Annotated in this window: 23 protein-coding genes and 6 pseudogenes; 23 read left to right on the forward strand and 6 right to left on the reverse strand. The window is 54.9% G+C overall.

The genetic code is table 11. The features are described 5' to 3' along the window. Positions 1-8: 8 nt before the first annotated feature. The 8 genes and pseudogenes from KOSB73_RS00390 to KOSB73_RS00430 all read left to right on the forward strand — a co-directional run bounded on the left by KOSB73_RS00390 (position 9) and on the right by KOSB73_RS00430 (position 7184). Positions 9-956, forward strand: coding sequence for an acetamidase/formamidase family protein (locus KOSB73_RS00390; protein ID WP_098140146.1), 948 nt, complete (start codon positions 9-11; stop codon positions 954-956). A gap of 7 nt (positions 957-963) precedes the next feature. Next, positions 964-2697, forward strand: a complete 1734-nt coding sequence (locus KOSB73_RS00395) for an ABC transporter ATP-binding protein (protein ID WP_004118832.1) — start codon at positions 964-966, stop codon at positions 2695-2697. A gap of 238 nt (positions 2698-2935) precedes the next feature. Next, positions 2936-3097: a creatininase family protein gene (locus tag KOSB73_RS31290; RefSeq protein ID WP_255555636.1), complete on the forward strand. Its 162-nt coding sequence runs from the start codon at positions 2936-2938 to the stop codon at positions 3095-3097. Beyond that, entirely contained in the window at positions 3070-3246 is a 177-nt protein-coding gene (locus KOSB73_RS31295; RefSeq protein ID WP_227599551.1) for a creatininase family protein, read from the forward strand. The genes KOSB73_RS31290 and KOSB73_RS31295 overlap by 28 nt, the downstream gene beginning before the upstream one ends. 691 nt (positions 3247-3937) lie before the next feature. Further along, positions 3938-4439, forward strand: a pseudogene (locus KOSB73_RS00415) (DUF2913 family protein). A 168-nt stretch (positions 4440-4607) separates the two neighbouring features. Beyond that, positions 4608-5576 carry an IS5 family transposase gene (locus KOSB73_RS00420; protein ID WP_098140148.1) on the forward strand — a complete coding sequence of 323 codons (969 nt, stop codon included), beginning with the start codon at positions 4608-4610 and terminating at the stop codon, positions 5574-5576. A 56-nt stretch (positions 5577-5632) separates the two neighbouring features. Next, a pseudogene (locus KOSB73_RS00425) lies at positions 5633-5998 on the forward strand (integrase core domain-containing protein); the annotation flags it as partial. Between the two features lie 77 nt (positions 5999-6075). Further along, a protein-coding gene (locus tag KOSB73_RS00430) for an IS3 family transposase (protein WP_098140149.1) occupies positions 6076-7184 on the forward strand; the annotation gives its coding sequence in 2 pieces (ribosomal slippage) (positions 6076-6337 and positions 6337-7184; 1110 coding nt in all). Positions 7185-7297: 113 nt separating this feature from the next. Here the strand turns inward: KOSB73_RS00430 and KOSB73_RS00435 are convergent. The 3 genes and pseudogenes from KOSB73_RS00435 to KOSB73_RS00445 all read right to left on the reverse strand — a co-directional run. Further along, a pseudogene (locus tag KOSB73_RS00435) lies at positions 7298-7768 on the reverse strand (transposase); the annotation flags it as partial. 45 nt (positions 7769-7813) lie between these two features. Beyond that, positions 7814-8734 (reverse strand): response regulator, encoded by a 921-nt coding sequence (locus KOSB73_RS00440; RefSeq protein ID WP_004181990.1) that lies wholly within the window; start codon positions 8732-8734, stop codon positions 7814-7816. After that, positions 8697-12077, reverse strand: a complete 3381-nt coding sequence (locus KOSB73_RS00445) for a hybrid sensor histidine kinase/response regulator (RefSeq protein WP_098140150.1) — start codon at positions 12075-12077, stop codon at positions 8697-8699. Before KOSB73_RS00445 ends, KOSB73_RS00440 begins: the two co-directional genes overlap by 38 nt. Before the next feature lie 214 nt (positions 12078-12291). Between KOSB73_RS00445 and urtA the strand changes: the two genes are divergently transcribed. The 6 genes from urtA to KOSB73_RS00475 are packed head-to-tail and all read left to right on the forward strand — an operon-like array spanning position 12292 to position 18169. Continuing rightward, positions 12292-13572 carry an urea ABC transporter substrate-binding protein gene (gene urtA / locus KOSB73_RS00450; protein ID WP_004181992.1) on the forward strand — a complete coding sequence of 427 codons (1281 nt, stop codon included), beginning with the start codon at positions 12292-12294 and terminating at the stop codon, positions 13570-13572. A 56-nt stretch (positions 13573-13628) separates the two neighbouring features. Continuing rightward, the gene (urtB, locus tag KOSB73_RS00455; protein WP_004181993.1) at positions 13629-14555 is read left to right on the forward strand and encodes an urea ABC transporter permease subunit UrtB; all 927 of its coding nucleotides are present in this window, start codon (positions 13629-13631) and stop codon (positions 14553-14555) included. Between the two features lie 6 nt (positions 14556-14561). Further along, entirely contained in the window at positions 14562-15680 is a 1119-nt protein-coding gene (gene urtC, locus KOSB73_RS00460) for an urea ABC transporter permease subunit UrtC (protein ID WP_023158619.1), read from the forward strand. Then, entirely contained in the window at positions 15677-16426 is a 750-nt protein-coding gene (gene urtD / locus KOSB73_RS00465; RefSeq protein ID WP_098140151.1) for an urea ABC transporter ATP-binding protein UrtD, read from the forward strand. The genes urtC and urtD overlap by 4 nt, the downstream gene beginning before the upstream one ends. 10 nt (positions 16427-16436) lie before the next feature. After that, the gene (gene urtE / locus KOSB73_RS00470; RefSeq protein ID WP_004181996.1) at positions 16437-17126 is read left to right on the forward strand and encodes an urea ABC transporter ATP-binding subunit UrtE; all 690 of its coding nucleotides are present in this window, start codon (positions 16437-16439) and stop codon (positions 17124-17126) included. 35 nt (positions 17127-17161) lie between these two features. Continuing rightward, positions 17162-18169, forward strand: a complete 1008-nt coding sequence (locus KOSB73_RS00475) for a formamidase (RefSeq protein ID WP_098140152.1) — start codon at positions 17162-17164, stop codon at positions 18167-18169. Positions 18170-18376: 207 nt separating this feature from the next. On the opposite strand, the gene KOSB73_RS00480 is transcribed toward KOSB73_RS00475, so the two are convergent. From KOSB73_RS00480 to KOSB73_RS30575, 3 genes and pseudogenes are all read right to left on the reverse strand, one after another. Beyond that, positions 18377-19074 (reverse strand): IS1 family transposase gene (locus KOSB73_RS00480; RefSeq protein WP_226328998.1). Its coding sequence is split into 2 segments (ribosomal slippage): positions 18377-18825 and positions 18825-19074, totalling 699 coding nucleotides; the frame shifts between segments, so codons are not numbered across the junction. Positions 19075-19258: 184 nt separating this feature from the next. Next, positions 19259-19363: pseudogene (locus tag KOSB73_RS00485) on the reverse strand (transposase domain-containing protein); the annotation flags it as partial. Beyond that, positions 19320-19583: a transposase gene (locus KOSB73_RS30575; RefSeq protein ID WP_004118209.1), complete on the reverse strand. Its 264-nt coding sequence runs from the start codon at positions 19581-19583 to the stop codon at positions 19320-19322. The gene KOSB73_RS30575 and the pseudogene KOSB73_RS00485, both read right to left, overlap by 44 nt. A gap of 14 nt (positions 19584-19597) precedes the next feature. Here KOSB73_RS30575 and KOSB73_RS30580 point away from each other — a divergent pair, with 14 nt between their 5' ends. The 9 genes and pseudogenes from KOSB73_RS30580 to KOSB73_RS00530 all read left to right on the forward strand — a co-directional run. Beyond that, a complete protein-coding gene (locus KOSB73_RS30580; protein ID WP_004118208.1) occupies positions 19598-19861 on the forward strand; it encodes a hypothetical protein in 264 nt (87 codons plus the stop codon). A gap of 243 nt (positions 19862-20104) precedes the next feature. Next, complete coding sequence (locus KOSB73_RS00495) at positions 20105-20386, forward strand: helix-turn-helix domain-containing protein (RefSeq protein ID WP_004152118.1); 282 nt, start codon at positions 20105-20107, stop codon at positions 20384-20386. 34 nt (positions 20387-20420) lie between these two features. Beyond that, entirely contained in the window at positions 20421-20990 is a 570-nt protein-coding gene (gene hsp20 / locus KOSB73_RS00500; RefSeq protein ID WP_004152117.1) for a small heat shock protein sHSP20, read from the forward strand. A 105-nt stretch (positions 20991-21095) separates the two neighbouring features. Beyond that, complete coding sequence (gene clpK / locus KOSB73_RS00505) at positions 21096-23891, forward strand: heat shock survival AAA family ATPase ClpK (protein ID WP_098140153.1); 2796 nt, start codon at positions 21096-21098, stop codon at positions 23889-23891. Next, a complete protein-coding gene (locus KOSB73_RS00510; RefSeq protein ID WP_035896695.1) occupies positions 23891-24088 on the forward strand; it encodes a hypothetical protein in 198 nt (65 codons plus the stop codon). Before clpK ends, KOSB73_RS00510 begins: the two co-directional genes overlap by 1 nt. Before the next feature lie 237 nt (positions 24089-24325). Then, positions 24326-24472: pseudogene (locus tag KOSB73_RS31070) on the forward strand (phosphate-starvation-inducible PsiE family protein); the annotation flags it as partial. A 114-nt stretch (positions 24473-24586) separates the two neighbouring features. After that, positions 24587-25075: a phosphate-starvation-inducible PsiE family protein gene (locus KOSB73_RS00520; protein WP_004152114.1), complete on the forward strand. Its 489-nt coding sequence runs from the start codon at positions 24587-24589 to the stop codon at positions 25073-25075. Beyond that, complete coding sequence (locus KOSB73_RS00525; RefSeq protein WP_098140155.1) at positions 25062-26024, forward strand: zinc metalloprotease HtpX; 963 nt, start codon at positions 25062-25064, stop codon at positions 26022-26024. The genes KOSB73_RS00520 and KOSB73_RS00525 overlap by 14 nt, the downstream gene beginning before the upstream one ends. A gap of 155 nt (positions 26025-26179) precedes the next feature. Then, positions 26180-26984: pseudogene (locus tag KOSB73_RS00530) on the forward strand (IS3 family transposase); the annotation flags it as partial.

Consider the following 26984-nt stretch of genomic DNA (forward strand, 5'->3'; position numbering starts at 1 on the left):
GAGTCAGGATGTGCCAAAATTGTCTGGTGAAGACCATTCATCATGCTCAACATCATTTCGGCTGGGATAACAGCCTGAGCCCGGTCCTGCACGTAGCTTCCGGCAGCCAACTGGAGTTTCACTGCCTGGATGCGGCTAACGGCTGGTTCAACGCCGGTTCTACCGCAGCGGATATCCCAACGCTGCCGTTTGATAAGCTCAACCCGGTCAGTGGCCCGGTCTATGTGGAAGGCGCTCAGCCGGGCGATGCGCTAAAGGTGACGCTGGAATCCTTTCGTCCCAGCGGCTTTGGCTGGACTGCGAATATCCCGGGCTTCGGCCTGCTGGCCGATCAGTTTTCTGATCCGGCGCTGACGCTGTGGCAATATGACCGCCAGGGCTTAACCCCCTGCGCCTTTGGCCGATATGGCCGCGTACCGCTGAAACCCTTCGCCGGTACCCTCGGCGTCGCTCCCGCCGCCGCGGGCCATCATTCGGTGGTGCCGCCGCGCCGCGTGGGCGGCAATCTGGATATTCGCGATCTGGCCGCTGGCTGCACATTATGGCTACCGGTGGAAGTAGAAGGCGCGTTGTTTTCTATTGGTGACACCCACGCCGCGCAGGGCGATGGTGAAGTCTGCGGCACGGCGATTGAAAGCGCGATGGACGTGGTGGTGAAGCTGGAAGTGGTTAAAGATATGCCGCTGAAAACGCCGCGTTTCGCCACCCCTGGCCCAGTGACCCAACATCTGGATCGGCACGGCTACAGCGCCTTCACCGGCATTGGCCCTGACCTGATGACCGCCGCCCGCGACGCGTTAAGCTATACCATCGATGCGCTGTGCCGCGAACAAGGGATGTCGGCGGAAGAGGCCTATATGCTCTGCTCCGTGTGCGGCGATCTGCGCATCAGCGAAATCGTCGATCGGCCTAACTGGGTGGTGTCGTTCTATTTTCCCAACAGCGTGTTTAATTAGGAGCGTTATGTCAGCAGTCCTATTTCCGGCGCCGCTGCTCTCGGTCGAGCGCCTGTCGATCCAGTTTGGTACACAGCGGGTGGTGGATGACGTCAGCTTTGCGCTCTGGCCGGGAAAAACTCTGTGCATTGCCGGCGAGTCGGGCAGCGGTAAATCGCTGACTTCGCTGGCGATCATGGGTTTGCTTCCGGAGGAGGCACAGATTCCAGGCGGCGCGATTATTTTTGATAACCAGGATTTGCTCAGCCTGCCGGAGCGGCAAATGCAGTTGCTGCGCGGCAAGTCGGTTGCCATGATTTTTCAGGAACCGATGACCTCGCTCAATCCGCTGATGACGGTGGGCCAGCAGCTGGAAGAGACGCTGCAACGCCACGAAGTGCTGGGCCGCCGTGAACGGCGCAGCCGGGTCAGCACGATGCTGGACGCGGTCAAAATCAGTCATGTGGAGAAGCGCCTGCAACAGTATCCGCACGAGCTTTCCGGCGGTATGCGCCAGCGGGTGATGATCGCCATGGCAATGCTGTGCCAGCCACAGGTGCTGATTGCCGATGAGCCGACCACGGCCCTCGACGTCACTATTCAGGCGCAGATCCTCGAGTTGATGCGCGAACTGCAGCAGGCGTTTTCCACCAGCCTGCTGTTGATCACCCACGATATGGGAGTGGTGGCAGAAATGGCCGATGATGTGCTGGTCATGAGTCACGGCAAAATCATGGAGCAGGCTCCGGCAAAAACGCTGTTTACCTCGCCGCAGGCGGCTTATACCCGCCAGCTGTTGCAGGCGGTACCGGTGCTGGGCCAGGCGCCCGCGCTGGCGCCGGTCGAGGCGACGCGACCGTTGCTCAGCGTCCGCGACCTCAGCGTGCGCTTTCCGGTGCGCGGCGACGGCCTGCGCGTGCGTCGCGAAGTCCATGCCGTCGATGGCGTCAGCTTCGATCTTTTCCCCGGCGAGACGTTGGGCATCGTCGGTGAAAGCGGCTGCGGTAAATCGACGACGGCAAAAGCGCTGATGAATATGGTGCCATTTAGCGGCAGCGCGCAGCTTAACGGACAGGAGCTGCACGGCCTGAAGGACGAGGCGTTAAGAGCGGTACGCCGCGATTTGCAGATGGTGTTTCAGGATCCCTGGGCGGCGCTCAATCCGCGCAAAACTATTTTCGACCTGGTTGGGGAGCCGCTGCTGATTCATGAGCAGATGCCCGCAGTACAGCGCACGGAGCGGGTGGCGCAGCTATTGCAGCAGGTCGGCCTGCCAGCGGAAGCGATGCGGCGTTATCCGCACCAGTTTTCCGGCGGCCAGCGCCAGCGCATTTGCATTGCCCGCGCGCTGGCGCTGAACCCGAAAGTGATCATCGCCGATGAATCGGTTTCCGCGCTGGATGTTTCAGTACAGGCGCAGGTGCTGACGCTGCTGGAAGATTTGCGTCAGCGCTATCGGCTCAGCTATCTGTTTATTTCCCATGATATGGCGGTGGTGGAGCGCATCTGCCACCGGGTAGCGGTGATGTTTGGCGGCCAGCTCGTGGAGATCGGCCCACGAGATCGAGTGTTGCACCATCCGCAGCATCCTTATACTCAGCACTTGCTCAGCGCCGTTCCTATACCTGACGTTCAGCAAAGACGGCAACCCCGAGCCACCAGCGCAATGCCGATAAGACCAGAACCGATCAAACCCATCGGCTATCAGAGAGTACCGCAGCGCTTTACCGATTTTGGCGACGGGCACCTCGTCGCCTGCTGAACAAAAAAGCATTCAAACCGGCGGATTTCCGCCGGTGGCAACACTGTTGCCACACAACTCGACGAGAGGCCATTAAACTGGAAAAGTTAGCACATAGCAGGACATAGAGCCGGTCTAAAATGCCCTAAATGCAACGTACCGTATCTTTTATTGTTAGACAAAACCGGAGGTAAACATGCTTAAACCGTCTTCTCCCTAGTGGTGTGATCTCACCACGCGGGAATTCAGTAAACTGGATATGGCGAATATCGTCGCAGTACTACCTATTTGCGCCGTAGAACGACACGGACCTCATCTGCTGGTTCGGGTGTTTGCTGCCATTAATGCCAGCATTATTGAGCGAGCTGTAGAATTACTGCCTGCCAATTTACCATGCTGGTGTTGGCCACTTTGCCTGTAGGTAAATCTGACGAACACCTAGCTTACCCTGACACACTTTCGTTGCCATATGATGTTCTGGGGAAAGTGTGTTTTGAAATGGCTAAAAGCGCCTGGCGCACAGGTATTCGCAAGATCGTTTTCTGGAATTCACAAGGCGGCCAGCCCTAATTGATGGAAATGGTTTGTCGCCAGCTGCGCATTGAATTGGAGATGTTTGCCGTCGGTGCCAGCTGCTTCCGCCCCAAGACCTCCGAGGTGTAAGGCGCGTTGAATATCGGGAAGAACCGGCCCGAGGCTCGTAATGGGGGCGCGCAGATTCGCGCCAATCAGCACAATGCTGACGTACAAGCCCCAGCGGGAAGTTGTCCTAGTGGGGTTGGAGGGGGAAAGCGCAGAAGACACGGCAACCTCATAACATCAACGAGCCACAAGTGACGTAGCCCTAGTGATGCGTTGGTTGACGTTAACGCTTACGCGAGATTCGGAAGATAGGAGACGGATCCGTATATCACCACATCCCTTAAAATCCGGCGATCAAACCAGCGCCGGACCGGAGTGTCCTTGACTACACCTCGCCCGAAAGGGCGAGATAGCGGGGTAGAGCTAACCAGGACAGGGGGCAAACGGGCAGAATTTATAGTCCGGTAACCGGCTACGTCGGGCTTTCGGCGCCATTTGACTCCACAGACGCATGTAACCTCATCTGGCGCCTCCATGCCGCAAAGCGGCATTCAGAAGACTGGCTGCGCACTGCTCGCCAGTCCGGACCTGATGTTCAGTCCAGGGGCTACGGTTCCGGATGAAACCCGCTTCCGGTTAAGATATATTCAGCTCCCAAAACAAAGGAAAAAACTCCCCAGTGAATCTGACAGAAAAATCAGCACATTTGGCGTGGTGCGCCTTGGTGGCGCTGGCGTTAGCCAGGCAAAACGGTGACGTTGTGTCACCGGTACAGGAAAATCTCTTTCTCACCCGCTGGCTGGCGACAGCACTGAAGCAACGTCGTTTTTCGCGTGACGTGGCCCCTGACATCGAGTGGCTTCTGAAACAGGGCCGACAGCTGGGCGTCAATGCTAAACTGGCCCGTAAGCTGAACTACCTCTGGCGTTCCAGCTCCGGGGAGTTGTCTGCGCAGAATGACCTGTTCCGGTTGACCCATGCTCTGGAAACGGCGAAAGATATGTGCTGGAACTACCGACTATGCAGTTACCCTGAATGACAGCATAAACGGCATTTATCTTTCACGCTCCAGTCTCGATGCTGCTTTTGATGACGATGGTCGACAGATAAATCCTTTGATAGGGGTCCGCTTGGAAAACGGAAAATATCCTACGTCAAGCCTGTTTTTTGAGCTGGCATGACGGGCAGTTGTGAGCGATAAGCAGACCTTCATTAAGCAAACGGAGGTTGATATTTTCCTGTTGAGGAAAAGTGCTTATCACTACTCATACTAAATTTTAGCCTTAGCGCATTTGGCTAAGAATGATACGGTCAAACGGCTTTGTTGAATAAATCGAACTTTTGCTGAGTTGAAGGATCAGATCACGCATCCTCCCGACAACACAGACCGTTCCGTGGCAAAGCAAAAGTTCAAAATCACCAACTGGCCCACCTACAACAAAGCCCTCATCAACCGTGGCTCCCTCACTTTCTGGCTGGACGATGAAGCGATTCATGCCTGGTATGAGTCGGCAACGCCTTCATCACGGGGAAGACCTCAGCGCTATTCTGACCTTGCCATCACCACCGTCCTGATGATTAAACGCCTGTTCCGGCTGACCCTGCGGGCTGCGCAGGGTTTTATTGATTCCATTTTTGCCCTGATGAACGTTCCGTTGCGCTGCCCGGATTACAGCAGTGTCAGCAAGCGGGCAAAGTCGGTTAATGTCTGTTTCAAAACACCCACCCGGGGTGAAATCGCACACCTGGTGATTGATTCCACCGGGCTGAAGGTTTTTGGTGAAGGCAAATGGAAAGTCAAAAATCACGGCAAAGAGCGCCGTCGTACCTGGCGGAAGCTGCATCTGGCCGTTGACAGCAGAACACATGAAGTCATCTGCGCGGACCTGTCTCTGAACAACGTCACGGACTCAGAAGCTTTCCCGGGTCTTAGCCGGCAGACACACAGAAAAATCAGGGCAGCCGCAGCAGACGGCGCTTACGACACCCGACTCTGTCACGATGAACTGCGGCGCAAGAAAATCAGTGCCCTCATCCCGCCCCGAAAAGGAGCGGGTTACTGGCCCGTAGAGTACGCAGACCGTAACCGTGCAGTAGCGAATCAGCGGCTGACCGGGAGTAATGCCCGGTGGAAATGGACAACAGATTACAACCGTCGCTCGATAGCGGAGACGGCCATGTACAGGGTAAAGCAACTGTTCGGAGGTTCACTGACGCTGTGTGATTACGATGGTCAGGTAGCAGAGGCTTTGGGCATGGTGCGTGCGCTGAATAAAATAACGAAGGCTGGTATGCCAGAAAGCGTGCGTATTGCCTGAAAACCCGGTCAGCTACAGAGTCACTCGTCCTGAAGCTGATTTATTCAACAAAGCCTCAGATCACGCGTATTCTGGACAGCATTGCACTGTTCCGAGGCTATCCGGCGACGATAAGAACTGACCAGGGGCCGGAGTTCACTTGCCGCGCACTGGATCAATGGGCTTTTGAGCATGGTGTTGAGTTGCGCTTAATTCAGCCGGGTAAGCCAACGCAGAACGGATTTATTGAGAGCTTTAACGGACGATTTCGCGATGAATGCCTGAATGAGCACTGGTTCAGCGATATCGTTCACGCAAGGAAAATCATTAATGACTGGCGGCAGGATTATAACGAGTGTCGTCCACATTCAGCACTGAATTATCAGACGCCATCAGAGTTTGCAGCACGGTGGCGAAATGGAAAATGTGAAGGTAAACAATGACCCTGACCCAAAATCCTGTTCCATTCAGAAACAGAATTCCGGCATGATAAACACTCCCCTGAACGGAGGTGGTGCCGATGAAAAAGTCACGATTCACCGAAGAGCAGATTGTTTTTGCCCTGAAGCAGGCTGAACTGGGTACGTCAGTGCCGGACGTCTGTCGCAAGCTGGGCATTTCGGATGCCACTTTCTATACGTGGCGTAAAAAATACGGTGGTATTTCTCCTTCGGAGCTGAAGCATATGCGGCAACTGGAAGAGGAAAATCTGCGGCTGAAGAGGCTGGTTGCCGATCTGAGCCTCGACAAGGCGATGCTGCAGGACGTGCTGGCAAAAAAGAGCTGACGCTGGCACGCCTGCGCGAATGGGTCAGGGATTTGCAAGCCCGCTACGGGGCCAGTGAGAGACAGGTCTGTTTTGCGCTGCGGGTCAGCCGCAGCTCGTTTCGATATCGTTCTGTGGCCGCCGACGACAGCGCACTGCGGCTACGCATCCGTGAGATAACCGAAACCCGGGTTCATTACGGGTACCGCCGGGTACACGTGATGCTCAGGCGGGAAGGCTGGCGCGATAATCACAAACGGATCTACCGGCTTTACAGCGAACAGGGGCTGTCACTGCGTCTCAAACGGCCACGCCGCAATAAATCGGCCCAGCGCCGACAACCGCAGCCTCAGGGTCTGTATCCGAATCACGTCTGGGGCATGGATTTTGTCTCTGATGCGTTGTTTGACGGGCGACGACTGCGCCTGCTGACGGTTATCGACCTGTACACCCGCGAATGCCTGGGGATCTGCGTGGGGCAGAATTTGCGTTCAACAGAAGTGGCAGAAATGCTGAACAGCATAGCGCTCAGACGTCCTTTACCTCAGTTGCTGAAAACCGATAATGGTTCTGAATTTGCAGGTAAAATGCTGGACAGATGGGTGTACGAAAGAGGCATCAGAATCGACTTCTCACGCCCGGGAACACCGACGGACAATGCGACGGTGGAGTCCTTCAACGGCAGGTTACGGCAGGAATGCCTGAACGAAAACTGGTTCATGTCCCTGGAGGATGCACGGTGCAAAATCGAGGCCTGGCGCATACACTATAACCAGAGACGTCCCCATTCTGCGCTGGGCTGGATGACGCCATCTGAATTTGCTGAAAAGTCTGCCGGTTGCCTGAATATGCAGCCAACATGAAGCCGGTTATTCCTGATTATGACTGGAGCATATTCGGGGTCAGGGTCAACAAACCGACCTTACTAACTGACGGTTGTATCTAATCCTGGGGGCAGGTCACTCGCTGTACGCTTACGGAAGAACTTCTCCGGGATGTGCTGTTTCAGGCGCGCCACGATGTCCCTCTGCGTCAGCGTCTCTGTGGCCAGCTCGCCCGTGTTGTGGTCGTGGTAGCGAAAGCTCAGCGTGGCACTTCCGGCGTAGTGCGCCAGCCGGGAGCCCGCTATCGGCGGCTTTTTCAGGTAACGCCCCAGGTATTTCACGGTGTTTTTGCCACCGTCCGTCTTTTTTGACATGTAGACGTGCCAGTAGTCGCCTCCGGCCGTCAGTATCAGACTGCGCCATTGTGATTCGGTGGTGATATGTGACAGGGACGGCGGCAGGGCCACGCCTTCGAACCAGACGCTCAGCAGAAGCTGGCGGATATTCCACATCCAGCGGGCGCGCATGGCATCCTTACGGAAGCTGATTTTCTTCCACTTCCCGTGCTCATCGATACCGCCACAGGTGACGGAGACGTGGACATGAGGGTGCCAGTTCTGCCTGATAAAAATGTCAGGGCAGGTCTGCGCGAATACGCCTCATTGTCGCTACATTTTCTCCCTGGCATATAGCGAATTTATTGCCAACGCTGCCGCTGCGGTGCGATTGTCCACACTCAGCTTTGGAAATACAATTTCAAGGTGTTTATTCACGGTTCTGGGGCTAAGGTTTAAAATATCGCCAATTTCGCGGTTTGTTTTTCCCCTGGCAATCCACAGGAGGACTTCGGCTTCTCGTTGCGTCAGCCCTAGGTTGTTTTTCAGGCGTTTCACCGCTTCGACTTCTTCATGTCCTTTGATCTCTTCAATACGTAGCAAACTTTCTCCTTCAGCGGTCCGGCGTGAAAGATAGAATTTCAGAGCGATGCCTTGCGATGAAAGATCTAAGGGTATTTTTAAACCTTCCGTATTGTTCAGCCAACCGATGATCCGGTTTACTATTTTTTTATTGGGTTCATACCCGGTATCGCTGAAGTTTTTCATCAGTTGCCATGCATTGGGCGTGGCCCAGCGTAGTTGCCCCTCTTTGCTAAAAACACATAAGGTCTGGCCAACGGAATCCATCGCGCTATAGGCACTGACCGTTAATTTTGAGTTCCGCAAGTGGGTACGCATTCTGACAACCAGCTCTTCCGTGCGTATCGGCTTAATTACGTAATCGACCACCCCGGCATCAAATGCATCAACGATATTCTGCGTATCACTCAGGCCTGTCATGAAAATAATCGGGGTATGCCGCAGCCCCGGATTTTGCCGCAGGCGCTTACTGGTTGAAAACCCATCCAGATGCGGCATTACGGCATCAAGCAGAATGATATCCGGGGTTATCTGGCTGGTTATCGAAAGGGCTTGATTACCCTCCAGAGCGACCAGAACGGTAAAACCGGCTTCATCAAGCGTGTCATTCAACATACTTACCGTGTTGATATCATCATCGACGATAAGTACCGTCGGCTTTGCTATTGCCATTTTTCTCTCCCTCCGGGCGTTCAAGACTCTCGACTATCTCTTTGAATCGAAAGCGCCTCAGCAACTCGGCAAATTTTTCGCCCTCGGCTTTGCTGATCTGGTTAGCGGAAATATGTTTGTCCAGCAGTTCACGAAACCCTCTCACATAACCCAATCTGGCCATCTCTTTTAACGACTCAATCTGGACACGGGTAAGCTGCGAGCGTGGTTCATGTATTTCCGGCTGCTTTGGCGGCTGACATTCCGTGCGCCACTGGAGATGCAATATTTCACCGATGTTCTCCAGTAGTAAAGGGAAACGCAGCGGTTTAACCAGGTAGCGAACTTCCCCTTCGCCAGTGAAATGGCGGCATTTACCCTCATCCGCTTCCGCAGAAATCATAATTACCGGCGCTAATTGTCCCTTATTACGTAACTGACGTAGCAGTTCCCACCCCGACATTTCAGGCATTGCAACATCCAGAAGAAGAAGGTCGATATGATTTTGCCGGGCTAAATGTAGCGCGACATGACCATTTTCGGCTGTTAGCAGCGTGAAGCCTATGGGCGTGAGTAAATCCATCATCAGCTGCCGATGGGATTCATCATCGTCAACTACCAGCAGGGTGTGTCGCTTGCCTGGATATCCGGTGATTACCGCAGGCTCGGCGGGTTGGTAGGCATCCCCGCTATAGCTTGGCAGCATCAGGGTGAGTTTAAACGTTGTGCCTTCGCCACGGATGCTTTCCACCTGGAGATCGCCACCCATGATATAAGTCAGAAGCCGGGTAATCGTCAGCCCAAGGCCCGTCCCGATCCGACGACTATCGCCGGATACGCGTTCGAAAGGCTTAAAGATGCGTTCCAGGTTCTCAGGGGCGATGCCGATGCCGGTATCGTGAACCGAGAAAAACGCCACCTCGCTACGATACTGGAAATCGAGGGTTACACTGCCTCTGTCCGTGAATTTAACCGCATTAGAAAGCAGATTGATAAGAATTTGCCGGAGGCGTTTCTCATCCGTCATCACCGCCTCGGGCAGCCAGTGTGGGGCGTTGTAGTGAAATGTCAGTCCTTTATCGCTGGCCTGTTGTTCAAACATGGCGACCAGTTGCTGCACCAAATCGCCAATGCGCACTTCTTCACGATATATTTCTAATTTTCCCGCTTCAATTTTCGAAATATCCAGTAATCCCTCAATTAGATTAGCCAGATGCTCGCCGCTTCTGCGCATAATACCGATACCGCGCTGCCGGGCTGGGGGGATATCATCAGCACGTTCGAGTAATTGCGCATAACCCAGCATCGCATTGAGCGGCGTTCTGAGTTCATGAGTAATGCCGGTGAGATAGCGGCTTTTGGCCTGATTAGCATCGTCGGCATCTTCCTTTGCCTGCTGCAATTGCCGGTCCGTCGCTTCATGGGCAATAATTTCTTTCATCAGACGGTCGCTTTGCAGGCGCAATTCCTCTTGCGCAATCTGGCGACTTTTATTTGTCAGGACAAATAGCCAGGTGGTGACGCCGGTTACGATAAGCAGGATAAAAAAAACTTTCCATAACGCCGCGGCGAGAAGGTCCTGCTCGCTGCCGAATTCATCGCGCATCTGAGCGAAAACCAGCATCAAAAGCAGACCGATGACGGAACTGAATAACAGCAAAATGCTGATAAAACTCCACACTCTGGGATCAATTTTGCGTAATGATTTTTCTTTAATAAATATCCCGATAAGCTTTGAAGCCTGTTCCGTATAGCGCGCATGAGGTTTGCAAGTATCGTTGCACTGGACATCGAGAGAACAACATAGTGAGCAAATACTGCCCTGATAAAAAGGACAATAGCTCATCTCTGGTTTTTCAAAATAATTACCGCAGACACAGCATTCCGTTGCCGTGACCTGCACCGGCGTCCGGGAAAAATAGTAACGTCCGCGAGTCAGCCAGGCGATGAAGGGGGCGGTGATAAACGTCAGACACAACGATAACATTGAGGCAAAAACCTGTAGAGGATGACCAAGCCATCCCATCCAGGCTGAGAGACCGCAGAGCATGGCGAGCGTCATCGAACCGATGCCGACAGGATTGATATCGTAGAGATAGGCCCGGCGAAACTCTATTTCCGCTGGTCGTAATTTAAGCCACTTATTTAACGTGAGATCGGCAACCACGCTGCCAAGCCAGGATGTGGCCGCCACCGCATAAATGCCCAGGATATCCTCAAATACGCGATAAACGCCAAGTTCCATCAATAACAGAGCAATACCGACATTAAAAAACAGCCACACGACGCGCCCTGGATGACGATGGGTCAGGCGCAGGAAAAAATTAGACCATGCGATCGAGCCGGCATATGCATTGGTGACGTTAATTTTGAGCTGGGAGAGCACCACAAAAATACCGGTTAATGCCTGTAGCGTTGATGATGAATGGGTGACATAGCTAAATGCCACCAGATACATATGGGTGGGTTCGCTGGCCAGTTCCGCGCCGAGTCCGTAATTAAACGCCAGCACGGCGAGGAAGGAGCCGAGCAGGATCTTGATGGCGCCGATGACAACCCACCCCGGACCTGCGGCAATTACTGCGCCATACCATCTCCAGCGGGCCGGATGTTGTGGCTTTGGTAAAAAACGAACCTGATCGACCTGCTCTCCCACTTGACTTACCAGTGAGAGCAGTACGGAACAGACGGCGCCGAGCTGAAGGAAATCGAAAGAACCATCGCGGGCTGTAATAAAACCAGGGAAGTCGATCCAGTTTTGCAGCACATGATGTTCACGTATTAAAATGAAAATAAAGGGTAATAGCTGTAGCGCCAGCCAGCAAAACTGGGTGAACTGCTGAAAACGGGAAATAAAAGTGAACCCCCAGGTGACGAGGGGAATAACAACAACGGAACCAATCAGATAACCAAAGTGCAATGGCAGGCCAAACAGCATATTAAGCGCCATCGCCATAATAGCGGCTTCCAGGGCGAAAAATATAAAGGTGAAAGAAGCATAGATTAACGAGGTCACCGTGGAACCAAGGTAGCCAAATCCGGCGCCGCGGGTCAGCAAATCAATATCCAGGCCGTTTTTTGCGGCATTAATGGCAATCGGCATTGATAGCGCAAAGATAATAATGCTAACTAAGATAACCGCCACCACCACATAATTAAATCCATAGGTTAACGTCAGCGCGCCGCCAATGGCTTCAAGCGCCAAAAAGGTAATTGCGCTGAGCGCTGTCATAACAACTCGCTTTGCGCTCCAGCGTCGTGCCGAGACCGGCGTATAGCGGAGCGCAAAATCCTCGAGAGTCTGATTGGTCACCCACTGGTTGTAGCGTCTGCGCGATTTAAACGCCTTTTGCTGAACGGTCATTCACTGCTCCTGAAATGATAAAAATGCTGAACTTAACCACAGGCGCGTCTTAGTATTTTCTTGTTATCGCGCACGTGAGCATGTCTTGATTATGAGAATTAACCAATACGTTAAATGACGTAGCCGCTGCGTTACCTCGCGCATTGTTGGATTGATGGACTCTCTCGCATGATAGCCCCAGTTGAGATGAACCATAACGATTATGAGGGCTACCATGAACATTCGTGATTTACCCCAGCCACATAGCAATATGAAAATCCCGAGCCCAGGCCGGTTTCACCAGGCGTGCCTCAAAGCGAAACTTTTGGCGATTGCCGGCCTGATGATGGCAGCTAATACGGCCATCGCCGCCCCGGCGACGTCAGTGGTTAATACCACGGGCCTGGCGGTCACCGACAATAGCGTCAAGGTCGGGATACTGCATTCATCCACAGGCACGATGGCCATCAGTGAAACCGGCTCGATTCAGGCTGAAAAGCTGGCTATTGAGCAGATTAACGCTGCCGGAGGGGTACTGGGGAGAAAAATTGAATATGTACAGGAAGACGGGGCCAGCGACTGGCCGACCTTTGCAGAAAAAGCGCGTAAGTTACTGGTCAGTGATAAGGTCGCCGCTATCTTCGGCGGCTGGACTTCGGCTTCCCGCAAAGCCATGCTGCCGGTACTTGAGCAATATAACGGCATGCTCTATTACCCAACCTTTTACGAAGGGCTTGAGCAATCGCCAAACGTTATTTATACCGGACAGGAAGCTACTCAACAGATAATCTCCGGCATTGATTGGGTAGTTAAAAATAAACATGCAAAAACCTTCTACCTGCTTGGCTCTGATTATATTTGGCCGCGTACTGCAAACAAAATCGCCCGTCACCATATTGAAAAGCTGGGGCTGAAAGTCGTTGGCGAAGATTATTACCCACTCGGTAATACGCAGTTCAATTCGGTTATTAACAAAATAAAACTCAAGAAGCCTGATGTTATCTATGCCATTGTTGTCGGCGGTTCGAATGTGGCCTTCTATAAGCAATTGAAGGCGGCGGGGATCGATATGACGCAGGAGAAACCGCTGCTGCTGACCATCTCCGTCACGGAAGATGAGATCCGCGGTATTGGCGGCGAAAATATCGTCGGCGCCTATGCCTCGATGAAGTATTTCCAGAGTATGGATAATCCGGAAAATAAAAGCTTTGTCGCCGCATTTAAAAAGCGCTGGGGTAATGACATGGTTATCGGCGATGTCACTCAGGCGGCCTATCTTGGCCCATGGTTATGGAAAGCGGCGGTTGAGAAAGCTGGCTCGTTCGACGTGGACAAAATTCGTAAGGCCTCGCCCGGTATTGAGTTCAAAGATGCGCCGGAAGGGTATGTACGCATCCATGATAACCATCATCTGTGGTCCAAAACGGTTATCGGTCGCGCTCGTGCGGATGGGCAGTACGACGTGATTTATCAGACGCCAGAACTTATCGAACCGAACCCATTCCCGAAAGACTAACCGACGCTTCCCCCCATATAGCGTGGGGGGTCTTTGACTTCACCGAGGATACTTCCATGTTCAGCGATTATAACTTCGCCGATTTGGCTTCCATTTTTGTCATGCAGGGGTTTTCGGGGCTCAGCCTGTTCGCCGTGTTTGTTCTGATGTCGCTTGGACTCGCTATTATTTTTGGCCAGATGGGCGTGATTAATATGGCTCATGGCGAGTTCATGATCCTGGGTGCTTATGTCACATGGTTGACCGGTAAGTTTTTCAGCGCTTATCTGCCTTCAATCTTCGGCATCTACTTCTTTGTTGCCATTGCCCTTGCTTTCCTGTGTACCGCCTTGCTGGGTACGCTCGTTGAGAAAATCCTGATACGGCATCTGTATAAACGCCCCCTCGACACGCTGCTGGCGACATGGGGTCTGAGCCTGATTCTACAGCAGTGCTATCGTTCGCTATTTGGTCCCCGCGAAGTCGGCGTTGACTTACCTTCATGGCTAATGGGGTCGTATCAGTTTGCCGACAATATTGATATTCCTGTTAATGGGGTATTTGTTCTGCTGCTGACCGTAGTTATTACCGCTTTTACGGCCTGGCTGATTTATTTCTCCGCCTGGGGAATAAAAGTCCGCGCGGTGGTACTTAACCGCCAGATGGCCAGCGCGGTGGGTATTAATACGGCTCAGGTCGATAGTCGAACCTTCGCACTTGGGTGCGGCATCGCCGGGATCGCCGGAAGCGCCTTTACCATGATCGGCTCAACAGGTCCAACGGCTGGCCAGCAGTATATCGTTGACACCTTCCTGGTGGTGGTGTTTGGCGGCGCGCAAAGTTTGCTCGGCACGCTCGCCTCCGCATTTGCCATTTCACAATCGCAATCCACGCTGGAGTTTTTCCTGAGCGGTTCAATGGCGAAGGTGATTACGCTACTGATCGTGGTCGGCATTCTGCTATTGCGTCCGCAAGGTCTTTTCGCCAACCGGGTCCGCCGCTAGGAGTTTATGATGAAACGCATGCAAAATTATCCGCTACTGGGTATTGCCCTGGTGATAGGCCTTATTTTTATCGTCATGCCGCTAACCCTGGATCTTTTCCGTTTAAACCTGATCGGTAAATACCTGACTTATGCATTTGTTGCCGTCGGGCTGGTACTTTGTTGGGGCTACAGCGGTATTCTGAGCCTGGGGCAGGGCATCTTTTTTGGCCTCGGCGGTTATTGTATGGCCATGTTTCTCAAGCTGGAAGCTTCCTCGCCAGCGGAAACAAAAATGCAAACCACCCCGGGCATCCCGGATTTTATGGACTGGAATCAGCTAACCGCTTTGCCCTCGTTCTGGCAGCCATTCCATTCTTTTAGTCTGACAATTCTGGCTATTTTAATCGTGCCCACTATTTGCGCATGGATTCTCGGCAGCGCAATGTTTAAACGCCGCGTTGGCGGGGTGTACTTCGCTATTATCACCCAGGCTATCTCCGCGATCCTGACGATTCTTATTATCGGACAACAGGGTTACACCGGGGGAATTAACGGCATCACGGATTTACGCACGCTTTTAGGTTGGGATATCCGTACTGATTCTGCACGCTATATCCTCTACTTTATTAATGCTGTTTTACTGATGCTGGTTGTGAGCGCGGGCTATTTTATTGTGAATAGCAAGCTCGGCCGACTGATGGTTGCCATTCGCGATAAGGAAGACCGCGTTCGTTTCTCTGGTTATGATGTCGCGAATATCAAAACGGTGGTTTTCTGCATTAGCGCTCTGTTTTCGGCGATCGGTGGCGCGATGTTCACTCTGCAAGTAGGGTTCATGTCGCCAGGGTTTATTGGCACTGTTGCTTCAATTGAAATGGTCGTTTTCTGTGCCGTGGGCGGGCGAGGTTCTTTGCTGGGGGCAGTATATGGCGCCCTTATCGTCAATGCCGCCAAGAGCAGTATTTCCGAGTCTTTTCCTGAACTCTGGACGATTGCCATGGGCCTGCTCTTTATTGCCGTCGTGCTGATTTTCCCGAAAGGACTGGCAGGGCTTTATCAGCAATATATTCACCCGATCGTGATGTCGCTGCTGCGCAAAAAGAGTATGACCAAACCCAGAGTAAACACCGGAGTGCTGAAATGAAAAATCCGATAAAAGAAATAATTTTAGCGGTAGAGGGATTAACCGTTTCATTTAATGGCTTCAAAGCCGTCGATGATTTTTCAATGTACATCGATGAGGGGCAGATTTACGTTATTATTGGCCCAAATGGCGCGGGTAAGACAACAGTGCTTGATCTCATTTGCGGGAAAACAAAGCTAACCAGCGGCAGCATCAAATTTCGCAATAAGGAACTGAGTAAACTTCGGGAAAATAAAATTGTTCATGAAGGGGTTGGGCGTAAATTCCAGAATCCATCAATCTATGAGAACTTAACGGTATTTGAAAATCTCGAGTTATCTTATCCCAAAGCCAGAACCGCGTTGGGCGCCATGTTCTTTCGTCGCACGCCAGAAATAATCGCTGAGGTCGAACAGGTTGCTGGCGAAATTTTCCTTGCCGATTACCTACATACGCAGGCTGACCTTCTCAGCTATGGGCAAAAGCAGTGGTTAGAAATAGGGATGCTACTAATACAAGATCCTAAGCTCATGATGCTGGACGAACCCGTGGCAGGCATGTCTGTCGCCGAACGCCAAAAAACCGCGCAGCTCCTGCGCAAAATTGCCGGGGGACGTTCTGTACTGGTGATTGAACACGACATGCAGTTCGTCGAAGACATTGCCGATCATGTCACCGTCATGCACCAGGGAAAAGTATTGTCGGAAGGTAGCATCAATAAAGTCAAAAACGACCCTCGGGTTATTGACGTTTATCTTGGTCATTAAGGAGACACGGATGCTGAAAATTTCTGATTATGCTGTCGCATATGGTCAGAGCCAGGTCATCAGTGGACTGAATCTGACGTTAGCAGAGGGTGAAATCGTCGCTCTGGTAGGGCGCAATGGTATGGGTAAAACCACGCTGATGAAATCACTGATTGGTATGATACCGTCCTGTGCCGGTGAGTTAGAGTTTGCCGGTACAAATATTACCGGCTTGCTTAGTTACCAGCGCGTTCAGCATGGCATTGGCTTTGTCCCGCAGGGGCGAATGGTATTTTCAACCATGACGGTTGAAGAAAATATAAAAACGGGGATTCGCCAATCCCGTTCGTTACAGGTTCCTGAATACCTGTATGACTATTTCCCTGTGCTGAAAGAAATGCGCAAACGGATGGCGGGAAATCTTTCCGGTGGTCAGCAGCAGCAGCTCGTTATGGCCAGAGCTCTCGCCGGTAAACCCAAATTACTTTTGCTGGATGAACCAACGGAGGGAATTCAACCGTCAATTATTAAAGAAATGGCAAAAATATTACGTAAGATTCGTGATGCAGAAGGGTTGACCATATTAGTTTCCGAGCAGGTTTTAAGCTTTGTACTCGATGTGTCAGATAAAATTGTTGTTATTGAGAAAGGCAATATTGTTCATCAACAGGCGCGTTCTGGTGCTGATGAAGAACAAATTGCGTCATATCTGTCGGTTTAAATTTATATCACCAACTTAACTACGAGAGGTCTGCTATGGGTAGCACCGGAAGTGTAAGCTCCTGGGATGAAGCGTTATTAATTGCCGCCATCCAATACCCCGTTCCCGTTATTAAAGGACCGGAGGATATCCAGATACAGGTCGATAAGATTTGTAAGGCCGTTGACTCCACCAAAGCCGGATATCCGGGACTTGATGTTATCGTCTTCCCGGAATATTCAACCCAGGGACTGAATACTAAAATCTGGACCTATGACGAGATGTTACTCACTCTCGATAGCACGGAGATTGGTCAGTTCAAAGAGGCCTGTATCCGCAACGGCATCTGGGGGGTATTTTCCTTAATGGAGCGCAATGAAGACCCGTCTCTTCCACCGTACAACACCGCTATTATCATTAACGATCGGGGCGATATCGCTCTGCATTACCGCAAGCTGCAACCATGGGTTCCGATTGAGCCCTGGATGCCGGGAAATATGGGAATGCCGGTATGCGATGGGCCTAAAGGTTCTAAACTCGCCGTCTGCATATGCCATGACGGCATGTTCCCGGAACTGGCGCGTGAGGCTGCTTATAAAGGCTGCAATGTCTATATCCGTATTTCGGGCTATTCCACGCAGGTGAACGATCAGTGGATCTGGACCAACCGGACGAATGCCTGGCAAAACCTGATGTATACCGTTTCGGTGAATCTGGCCGGTTATGACGATGTCTTTTATTACTTCGGCGAGGGTACGGTCTGCAATTATGACGGTAACGTCATTCAGCAGGGGCACCGCAACCCATGGGAAATTGTTACCGCAGAGCTGTTCCCGCGCCTGGTGGATAAAGCGCGTGAAAACTGGGCGTTGGAAAACAATATTTTCAACCTTGGCTGCCGGGGCTATGTCGGCAAACCGGGAGGCGAACGCGAGAATTACCTGACCTGGGTGCGCGATCTTGCCAATGGCGAATACAAACTTCCGTGGGATGAAAATGTCAAAATTCGCGATGGCTGGAAGTATTATCCTGATGGGGTGCAATTAGGCCCGCTACCTAAATAAATTGAGTGTGCCAGGCGCTAAGTCAATCACTTTAAAGACTGAAGTCTGGCGCAGTAGCCCCTGAAAGTTGAATATCCAATTCCAATGAGTAGGGGGCTGAGCCATCCGGTAAGGGCTGAATTTGCCTGCGGGATTGGCTCAGCCCGCCAGACCGGTTTGGTGTTGCGCCGGACAATGTCCGGCGGCAAAGAAGGTAATGACTCCAACTTACTGATAGTGTTTTATGTTCAGATAATGCCCGATGACTTTGTCATGCAGCTCCACCGATTTTGAGAACGACAGTGACTTCCTGCCCAGCCTTGACAGATGCTGCCTCAGATTCAGGTTATGCCGCTCAATGCGCTGCGTATATCGCTTGCTGATAACGTGCAGTTCTCCCTTCAGGCGTGATTCATAAAGCGGCCAGCCATCCGTCATCCATACCACGACCTCAAAGGCCGACAGCAGGCCCAGAAGACGCTCCAGCGTGGACAACGTGCGTTCACCGAATACGTGCGCCACAACCGTCCTCCGTATCCTGTCATACGCGTAAAACAACCAGCGCTGGCGTGATTTAGCGCCGACATAACCCCACTGTTCGTCCATTTCCGCGCAAACAATGACGTCACTGCCCGGTTGTATGCGTGAGGTTACCGACTGCGGTCTGAGTTTTTTAAGTGACGTAAAATCGTGTTGAGGCCAACGCCCATAATGCGGGCGGTTGCCCGGCATCCAACGCCATTCATGGCCATATCAATGATTTTCTGGTGCGTACCGGGCTGAGAGGCGGTGTAAGTGAACTGTAGTTGCCATGTTTTACGGCAGTGAGAGCAGAGATAGCGCTGATGTCCGGCAGTGCTTTTGCCGTTACGCACCACGCCTTCAGTAGCGGAGCAGGAAGGACATCTGATGGAAATGGAAGCCACCCGCACAGCGCGCTGGGATATCACTCCCCGAGGGAATACCGGCAGCGGACATCGTTAACTTAAGATACAAAAGCTGTTCGGAGATGGAGGGTCAAGATCAGGGTGACCTGCGCCATGATGTTATCCGAGCCCTGTTTCCTAATCACTACACCGGTATTTGATTACCCAGGTCAACTTCAGGCTGTTACAGGGACGGCAACCGTGTCAGCACATCCTTGAGATAGGCATACGGATCGTGCCCATTATTACGGGCCGACTGGATCAAACTCATGATCGCAGCAGCGCGCTTGAGTATGCGAACCCACGCCGAGCATTTGAGAAGGCAACGGGATGAACGCTGGCTGGATAGCCGTGGTTTTCTGGGTAGGCAGCCGAATCCATTTGTGGTCGAGGTTGGCATTGAGGCTGTAGCCCAAGGCGATGTTTGCGATGGAGGCACCGGGTTCAGAACACTCCTGAATGACCTGAGCCTTGAAAGATTTGCTGTAGGTACGGCGCTGAGGGCGCATGGAAAATCCGCTTGATGGGCCATGGCCTTCGGCGGCGGTGTCGGGAAGGTGTGTTGGCCGGACGGATACTGTTGAACTACGTTGTCTGGGGCAACGGAAGTGTTTCGGCCCGACTCTGGAACGCGATCCGCAGCGACGACTGGGCAATTCCGCACGTTAGCCTGAGCAGCCTCGGGGAAATCGTCGTCTGGGCGCGCCCAGACGAGTTTCCGCCAAGGAACATGCAGACGAGCAAGGGGCTGCGGGCACTCGGCTACAACGTGAGGATCGGTGTTTGATCGAGGCGCCTGTGGTACACGCAGGCTGACGAGCCAGGCGCTGTCCATTGCCTGATCAGACCGCCCCGCTGCGCCTTGCCTGAGCAGTTGACCTGCATCAATGGGGCGGGAGAACGCTGTACATTGACTCTTGAAGGCTGTCATGGTAAGCGTAATATCTTACAAAGTATTACAATGATTTCCTTGGCCGGAACCGCAAAGCGACGCGATTGGAGAGGGTGAGATGAAAGCGCACCTACAGGGATGAAAGCGCACCTACAGGTGATTTTCACGCTCGATGAATTGGCTGCGTACTTGAAAGTCGGCAAGCGGACGCTTTATCGGCTCGCCGCGCACGGGGAAATTCCGGCTTTCAAGGTGGGCGGGACGTGGCGGTTTCCTCAAAGTGAAATCGATCAGTGGATCAATGATCAGACCCGAGCCGCAGCAAAGAAGGAGGTGATGCGCAAGCGTGAACAGCAGAAGTCATCCGAGCAGCCCGTGTCGCCTGGGCGCACTGCCCGTCACAGCAGGCAAAGGGCTTGAGTAACTCGTTTTCCAATTTTTCTGGAGGTATGACATGGACATCGATTTCAAGAAGTTGGCTCCCTGGAACTGGTTCAAGAACGAGCAGCAAGAGCAGCAGACCGTCTCTTCCCTGCCGGTGCAGCGCAATGACCTGCCAGCGGCGAGCGGGCCAGTCAGCCCGATCCTGCAACTGCATCGGGAAATCGACCGGCTGTTCGATGACGCATTCCGGGGCTTCGGTTTTCCGGCGTTGAACATGCCGCAGTGGCCATCCGATTGGTCGGGCATGCTGAAGCCGGCCCTGGACATCCAGGAAACCGACAAGCAGTACAAGATTGCCCTGGAAGTGCCCGGTGTCGAGGAGAAGGACATCCAGATCACTCTCGACAACGACGTGCTGATGGTGCGTGGCGAGAAGCGCCAGGAACAGGAGAAGAAGGAAGGTGGCTTCCACCGTGTGGAGCGCTCCTACGGCAGCTTTCAGCGTGCCTTGAACCTGCCTGACGACGCCAACCAGGATTCGATCAAAGCATCGTTCAAGAACGGGGTGCTCACGGTCACGATCGACAAGCGCGAGGTCAGCGCGCCGAAGCAGGGACGCTCGATCCCGATCAACGGCTGACGTCGCCGGCTCGTTCGTCACAAGAAAAACCCGGCACGAGACGAGGAGTCGCGGTTCGCGATGCCTCGTCGCCTCAACCTTGTCAACCTTCTCAGGAGCATCAGCATGGCCAGAAAACAATGCCAGGTCTGCGGCCAACCCGCCACCGTGCGGGTGGAAGCCAATCTCAACGGTCGTCACAGCACCATGCTGTTGTGCGACGACCATTACCGGCAATTAGTGCGCCAGCAAAAGCGCACCGTTTCGCCGCTGGAAGCCTTGTTCGGCTCGCGCAGCGGCCTGTTCGAGGACTTCCTCGGCAGTGACTTCTTCCGCATCGGCGGCGACGCGACGCCAGTTGCCGCCGATACCGATGACGTGGTCGATGCCTCGTTTGGCGAGCCCGCCGCCGCAGGTTCGGGTGCGCCGCGCCGTCGCGGCAGTGGGCTGGCCAGCCGCATCAGCGAACAGTCGGAAGCCTTGCTGCAGGAGGCCGCCAAACACGCTGCCGAATTTGGCCGCTCCGAGGTGGATACCGAACATCTGCTGCTGGCGCTGGCCGACAGCGACGTGGTCAAGACCATCCTGGGTCAGTTCAAGATCAAGGTCGATGACCTCAAGCGGCAGATCGAGTCTGAGGCCAAGCGCGGGGACAAGCCCTTCGAGGGCGAGATCGGCGTGTCGCCGCGCGTGAAGGATGCGCTCAGCCGCGCCTTCGTGGCCTCCAATGAACTCGGCCATTCTTATGTCGGTCCAGAGCATTTCCTGATCGGTCTGGCTGAGGAAGGCGAAGGGCTGGCCGCCAACCTGCTGCGCCGCTACGGCCTGACGCCGCAGGCGCTGCGCCAACAGGTCAGCAAGGTGGTCGGCAAGGGCGCCGAGGATGGCCGCGCTGAGACGCCGACCAACACGCCAGAACTCGACAAGTACTCGCGCGACCTGACCAAGATGGCGCGCGACGGCAAGCTCGACCCGGTGATCGGCCGCGCGCAGGAGATCGAAACCACCATCGAGGTGCTGGCCCGGCGCAAGAAGAACAACCCGGTGCTGATCGGCGAGCCGGGTGTGGGCAAGACCGCCATCGTCGAAGGGCTGGCGCAGCGCATGGTGGCGGGTGAAGTGCCCGAGACCTTGCGCGACAAGCGCCTGGTGGAACTCAACATCAACGCCATGGTGGCCGGCGCCAAATATCGCGGCGAGTTCGAGGAGCGCGTGCAGAAGGTGCTGAAGGAGGTGACCGAGCACCAGGGCGAGCTGATTTTGTTCATCGACGAGGTGCACACCATCGTCGGTGCCGGCCAGGGCGGTGGCGAAGGCGGGCTGGACGTGGCCAACGTGTTCAAACCGATGATGGCGCGCGGTGAACTCAACCTGATCGGCGCCACGACGCTGAACGAGTACCAGAAATACATCGAGAAGGATGCCGCACTGGAGCGGCGCTTCCAGCCGGTGACGGTACCCGAGCCGACGGTGGCCCAGGCCATCATGATTCTGCGCGGCCTGCGCGACACCTTCGAGGCGCACCACAAGGTCAGCATCTCCGAGGACGCGATCATCGCGGCGGCCGAGTTGTCCGACCGCTACATCACGGCGCGCTTCCTGCCGGACAAGGCGATCGACTTGCTCGACCAGGCGGCCGCGCGCGTGAAGCTGTCGGCCACGGCCCGGCCGGTGGCCGTGCAGGAGCTGGAGTCCGAACTGCACCAGCTGCGGCGTGAACAGGATTACGTGGCCGCGCGCAAGCAGTACGACCAGGCCGCCGAGCTCGGGAAGCGCATCGAAGCCAAGGAGGCCGAGCTCAAGAAGCTCGTCGAGGACTGGGAGCGGGAGCGGGCCTCCGGCAGTGCCGAGGTCAAGGCGGAACACGTGGCGCAGATCGTCTCGCGCCTGACCGGCATCCCGGTCAACGAGTTGACGGTGGAAGAGCGCGAAAAGCTGCTGCACTTGGAACAACGGCTGCACGAGCGCCTGGTGGGACAAGACGAGGCGGTCCGTGCCGTGGCCGATGCCGTGCGGCTGTCCCGCGCCGGCCTGCGTGAAGGCAGCAAACCGGTGGCTACCTTCCTGTTTCTGGGCCCGACCGGGGTGGGCAAGACCGAGCTCGCCAAGGCATTGGCCGAATCGATCTACGGCGATGAGCACGCCCTGTTGCGCATCGACATGTCGGAATATGGCGAACGCCATACCGTGGCGCGATTGGTGGGCGCGCCTCCGGGCTATGTCGGTTACGACGAAGGCGGTCAGCTCACCGAGAAGGTGCGGCGCAAGCCCTACAGCGTGCTGCTGCTCGACGAGATCGAGAAGGCACACCCTGACGTATACAACATCCTGCTGCAAGTGTTCGACGACGGTCGCCTCACCGACGGCAAGGGCCGGGTGGTGGATTTCACCAACACCATCATCATCGCCACGTCCAACCTGGGTTCGGACATCATCCAGCGACGGCTGAAGGCGCGCGGGGCGGCCGGCGAGGAGTACGAAAAGACCAAGGCCGGAGTCATGGACGTGCTGCGCGGCCATTTCCGGCCCGAGTTCCTCAACCGCATCGACGAGATCATCGTCTTCCATGCGCTGGGCAAGGAGGAGATCCGCCACATCGTCGGCCTGCAGCTCGATCGCGTGGCGCGCAGCGCCGCCAGCCAGGGCGTGACGCTCACTTTCGATCAGACGCTGATCGACCATTTCGCGGAAGAAGGCTACAAGCCCGAGTTCGGTGCGCGTGAACTCAAGCGCCTGATCCGCAGCGAGCTGGAAACTGCGCTGGCGCGCGAGATGCTCGGCGGCGGCATCGGCAAGGGCGATCACGCCAGCGCACGCTGGGACGACAAGGCCGAACGCGTGGTGTTCGAACGCAAAGAGCCACCGCAGACCCCGGCCGAGCCGGAGCAGCCGGATGCCGCGAAGGCGAGCGACGCATCTTGATGGCGGGCGAGGCTGCCGTGTCCGACCCCATCGGCCTGGCACTGGCATGGGCAGCCTCCCTGGCCTCGATCGCGGTGGCGGTCGTGGCCGCAGGTCACGCGGGCGTCTACAAGCGTGATCCGCAGTCGGCCACGCCGTGGGGACTGCTCATCAGCGGCGGCACTGCCCTCCCGCTCGCTGGCCATCCGTTCGCGTGACGGCGCGGCCCATCTGTTCACCTGATCCTCTGGCAACTCAACTTTCGAGGAACAAGGCCCATGGCTGGGTGACGCGGGCAGGCAACTGATAGTCGGTACTCTGTTCGACATCTCTTCTCGCAAGGAAATAGAGCAGCAGTTGCTGCGTATGGTGATCACCGACCCCTTTGCTTCACGGTTGAGAGAACATGTTCGCGCAACCGACATGGCTGCCCGGATTGGGGGGAGGAATTCGCTGTGTTGTTGGAAGCGGCATCGATAGAAGGCGCCCAAGTATGGGCGGAGCGATTTCGTCAGGACACTGCGGCGACAGCGGTGGTGTGTGGAGAGGTGTCGATCAGTTATAGCGCCAGCATGGGGGTGGCTCTCCTTGACCCCTGTTTGCACTCTGTCGAGCAGGTGATGCTGCAGGCGGACAGCGCGCTCTACCAGGCAAAAAAGACAAGGGTGCAACCAAGTTGTGGGCGCACAAGTATTTCAGAATTGAGAGGAGTGGCGATGAAGGAAAAGCAAGCAGACCCGATCAAAACATTTCGCGCCCAATGGGCAGTGATGACGTTCTACGAGCGCTTTGAACAGGTGATCGCGCTCGCGCTGTCCGCAATCATTGCCGTTATCATCGTGGTCTCGCTGCTGCAGCTGATCTCGATCGTCTTCAGCCTGCTGATCATTGATGCATTCAATCCGCTCGATCACAAGGTCTTCCAGACCGTGTTCGGCATGATCATGACGCTGCTCATTGCCATGGAGTTCAAGCATTCCATCGTGAGGGTGGCCTTGCGGCGCGACAGCATCATCCAGGTCAAGACGGTGATCCTGATCGGGCTGATCGCCCTGGCGCGTAAATTCGTGATCCTCGACCCGGAGACCGGCCCCGCCAAGGTCGCGGCGCTTGCAGGCGCGACACTGGCCCTCGGGGCGACTTACTGGCTGCTGCGCGAGCGCGATGACCGGACAGCCGGGGAAAGCTCAGATGATCAGTCGTGATCTGCGCCACGCGCAGAATGTCGGCGCGCGGCATCGCTGGCACAATCGCCTGCAAACCGTGCTGTTGGTGCTGACCCTGCTCGGAATTGCCGCCGTCGCTGGCAGCCTGCTGTTGGGTGACGGCGGGCTTTGGCTGGCGCTTGCGGCTGCGGGGTTCACCCTGCTGCTTGAACCGGCGGCCGCCTCCGGGCTGACCTTGCGGCTGTATGGCGCACGCCCCCTGCACCCGGATGAAGCGCCCGATCTTTGGGCTGTGTTGCGCGAACTGGCGGCGCGGGCCGGGCTGCCTACCGTGCCGGTACCGCACTACGTGCCCAGCGGGGTCGTCAACGCCTTCGCCACCGGTTCGAAGCATCACGCGGCCATCGCGCTGACCGACGGCCTGCTGCGTGGCCTCACGCCCCGCGAGTTGACCGGCGTGCTCGGCCACGAAATCGCGCATATTGCGAACGAGGATTTGCGTGTCATGGGCTTGGCCGATTCCATCAGCCGGCTCACCCATCTTCTGGCCTTGTTGGGGCAGCTTGCGATCGTGCTCAACTTGCCAACGCTATTGCTTGGAGTCACGGAAGTCAATTGGCCCGCGTTGCTTCTACTTGCGGTCGCGCCACAGCTGGCCTTGCTGGCTCAGTTGGGCTTGTCCAGGGTGCGCGAATTCGACGCCGACCGGCTCGCTGCCGAATTGACCGGCGACCCGCACGGGCTGGCCTCAGCGCTCGCCAAGATCGAGCGGGTGAGCCGCTCCTGGCGCGCCTGGCTGCTGCCCGGATGGGGCAATCCGGAACCCTCCTGGTTGCGCACGCATCCAGCGACGGCTGAACGCATTGAGCGCTTGCTGGAACTTGCTCCGCCGCCCGCGATGCCGCCGTTTCCATCGGCCCGTTTCGACCCCGAAGTGACCGTATCACCACGTCCGCCACGCTGGCGCACTGGCGGCCTTTGGCGCTGATTTCAACATGGAGAATGACGTGACCTACCCGACCCCTACAGCCGCCCGGCGCCGGATCGATTCATCCGGCGCTGGCTCGTCATCACTGGCTGCATCGCCGCACTCATGCTGCTGTGGCAGTTCCTGCCCGCCATCGAAGCCTGGTTCAGTCCCCACGAAACAAATGCTTCAGCCCGGAAGAGAGGTCTCAGGCCGTCCGGGAGCTCTGTAACCGACGTGGAACCGCGCGTAAAGTTGCACAAAGCATAGGCGTCAGCGTCCCGGTCCTGTACAAATGGAAGAAAGACCTTATCAGTGACGAGGCTTATCAATCCATGCGCAAACGAAAGTCAGCCCCTCAGGATAAAAATCAGGATGCTTTACTCGGTGAAATCCAGCGTCTCAGGAAGCAGGTTCATCAGCTGCAGCTCGAACGTGACATACTGACAAAGGCGAATGAACTGATAAAAAAAGATCTGGGCGTCAGCTTTCTGAAACTGAAAAACAGGGAGAAAACCCTGATAGTTGATGCCCTTAAGAAAAAGTACCCCGTTGCTGAGTTGCTAAGCGTTCTGCAACTTGCCCGCAGCTGTTATTTTTACCAAAACGTCTGTACGATAAGTATGCGGAAATACGCGTGATCATGGCCGATATCTTTGAGGAGAATTACCGCTGTTACGGCTATCGGCGCCTTCACGCGATGCTTCGCGGTAACAACAGGGTTATTTCTGAAAAGGTTGTCCGCAGACTGATGGCAGAAGAGCAGCTCGTTGTTAAGCGCACCAGGCGACGACGATACAACTCTTACTGTGGCGAAATCGGCCCGGCACCGGAAAATTTACTCGCCCGGGATTTTAGTTCCTGCAGGCCAAATGAGAAGTGGCTGACCGATATTACGGAGTTCCAGCTTCCGGCTGGAAAAGTCTATCTGTCGCCGGTTATCGACTGCTTTGATGGCCTGGTTGTAAGCTGGTCGATAGG

The sequence above is a fragment of the Klebsiella grimontii genome (assembly GCF_900200035.1).
Classification (GTDB): Bacteria; Pseudomonadota; Gammaproteobacteria; order Enterobacterales; family Enterobacteriaceae; genus Klebsiella; species Klebsiella grimontii.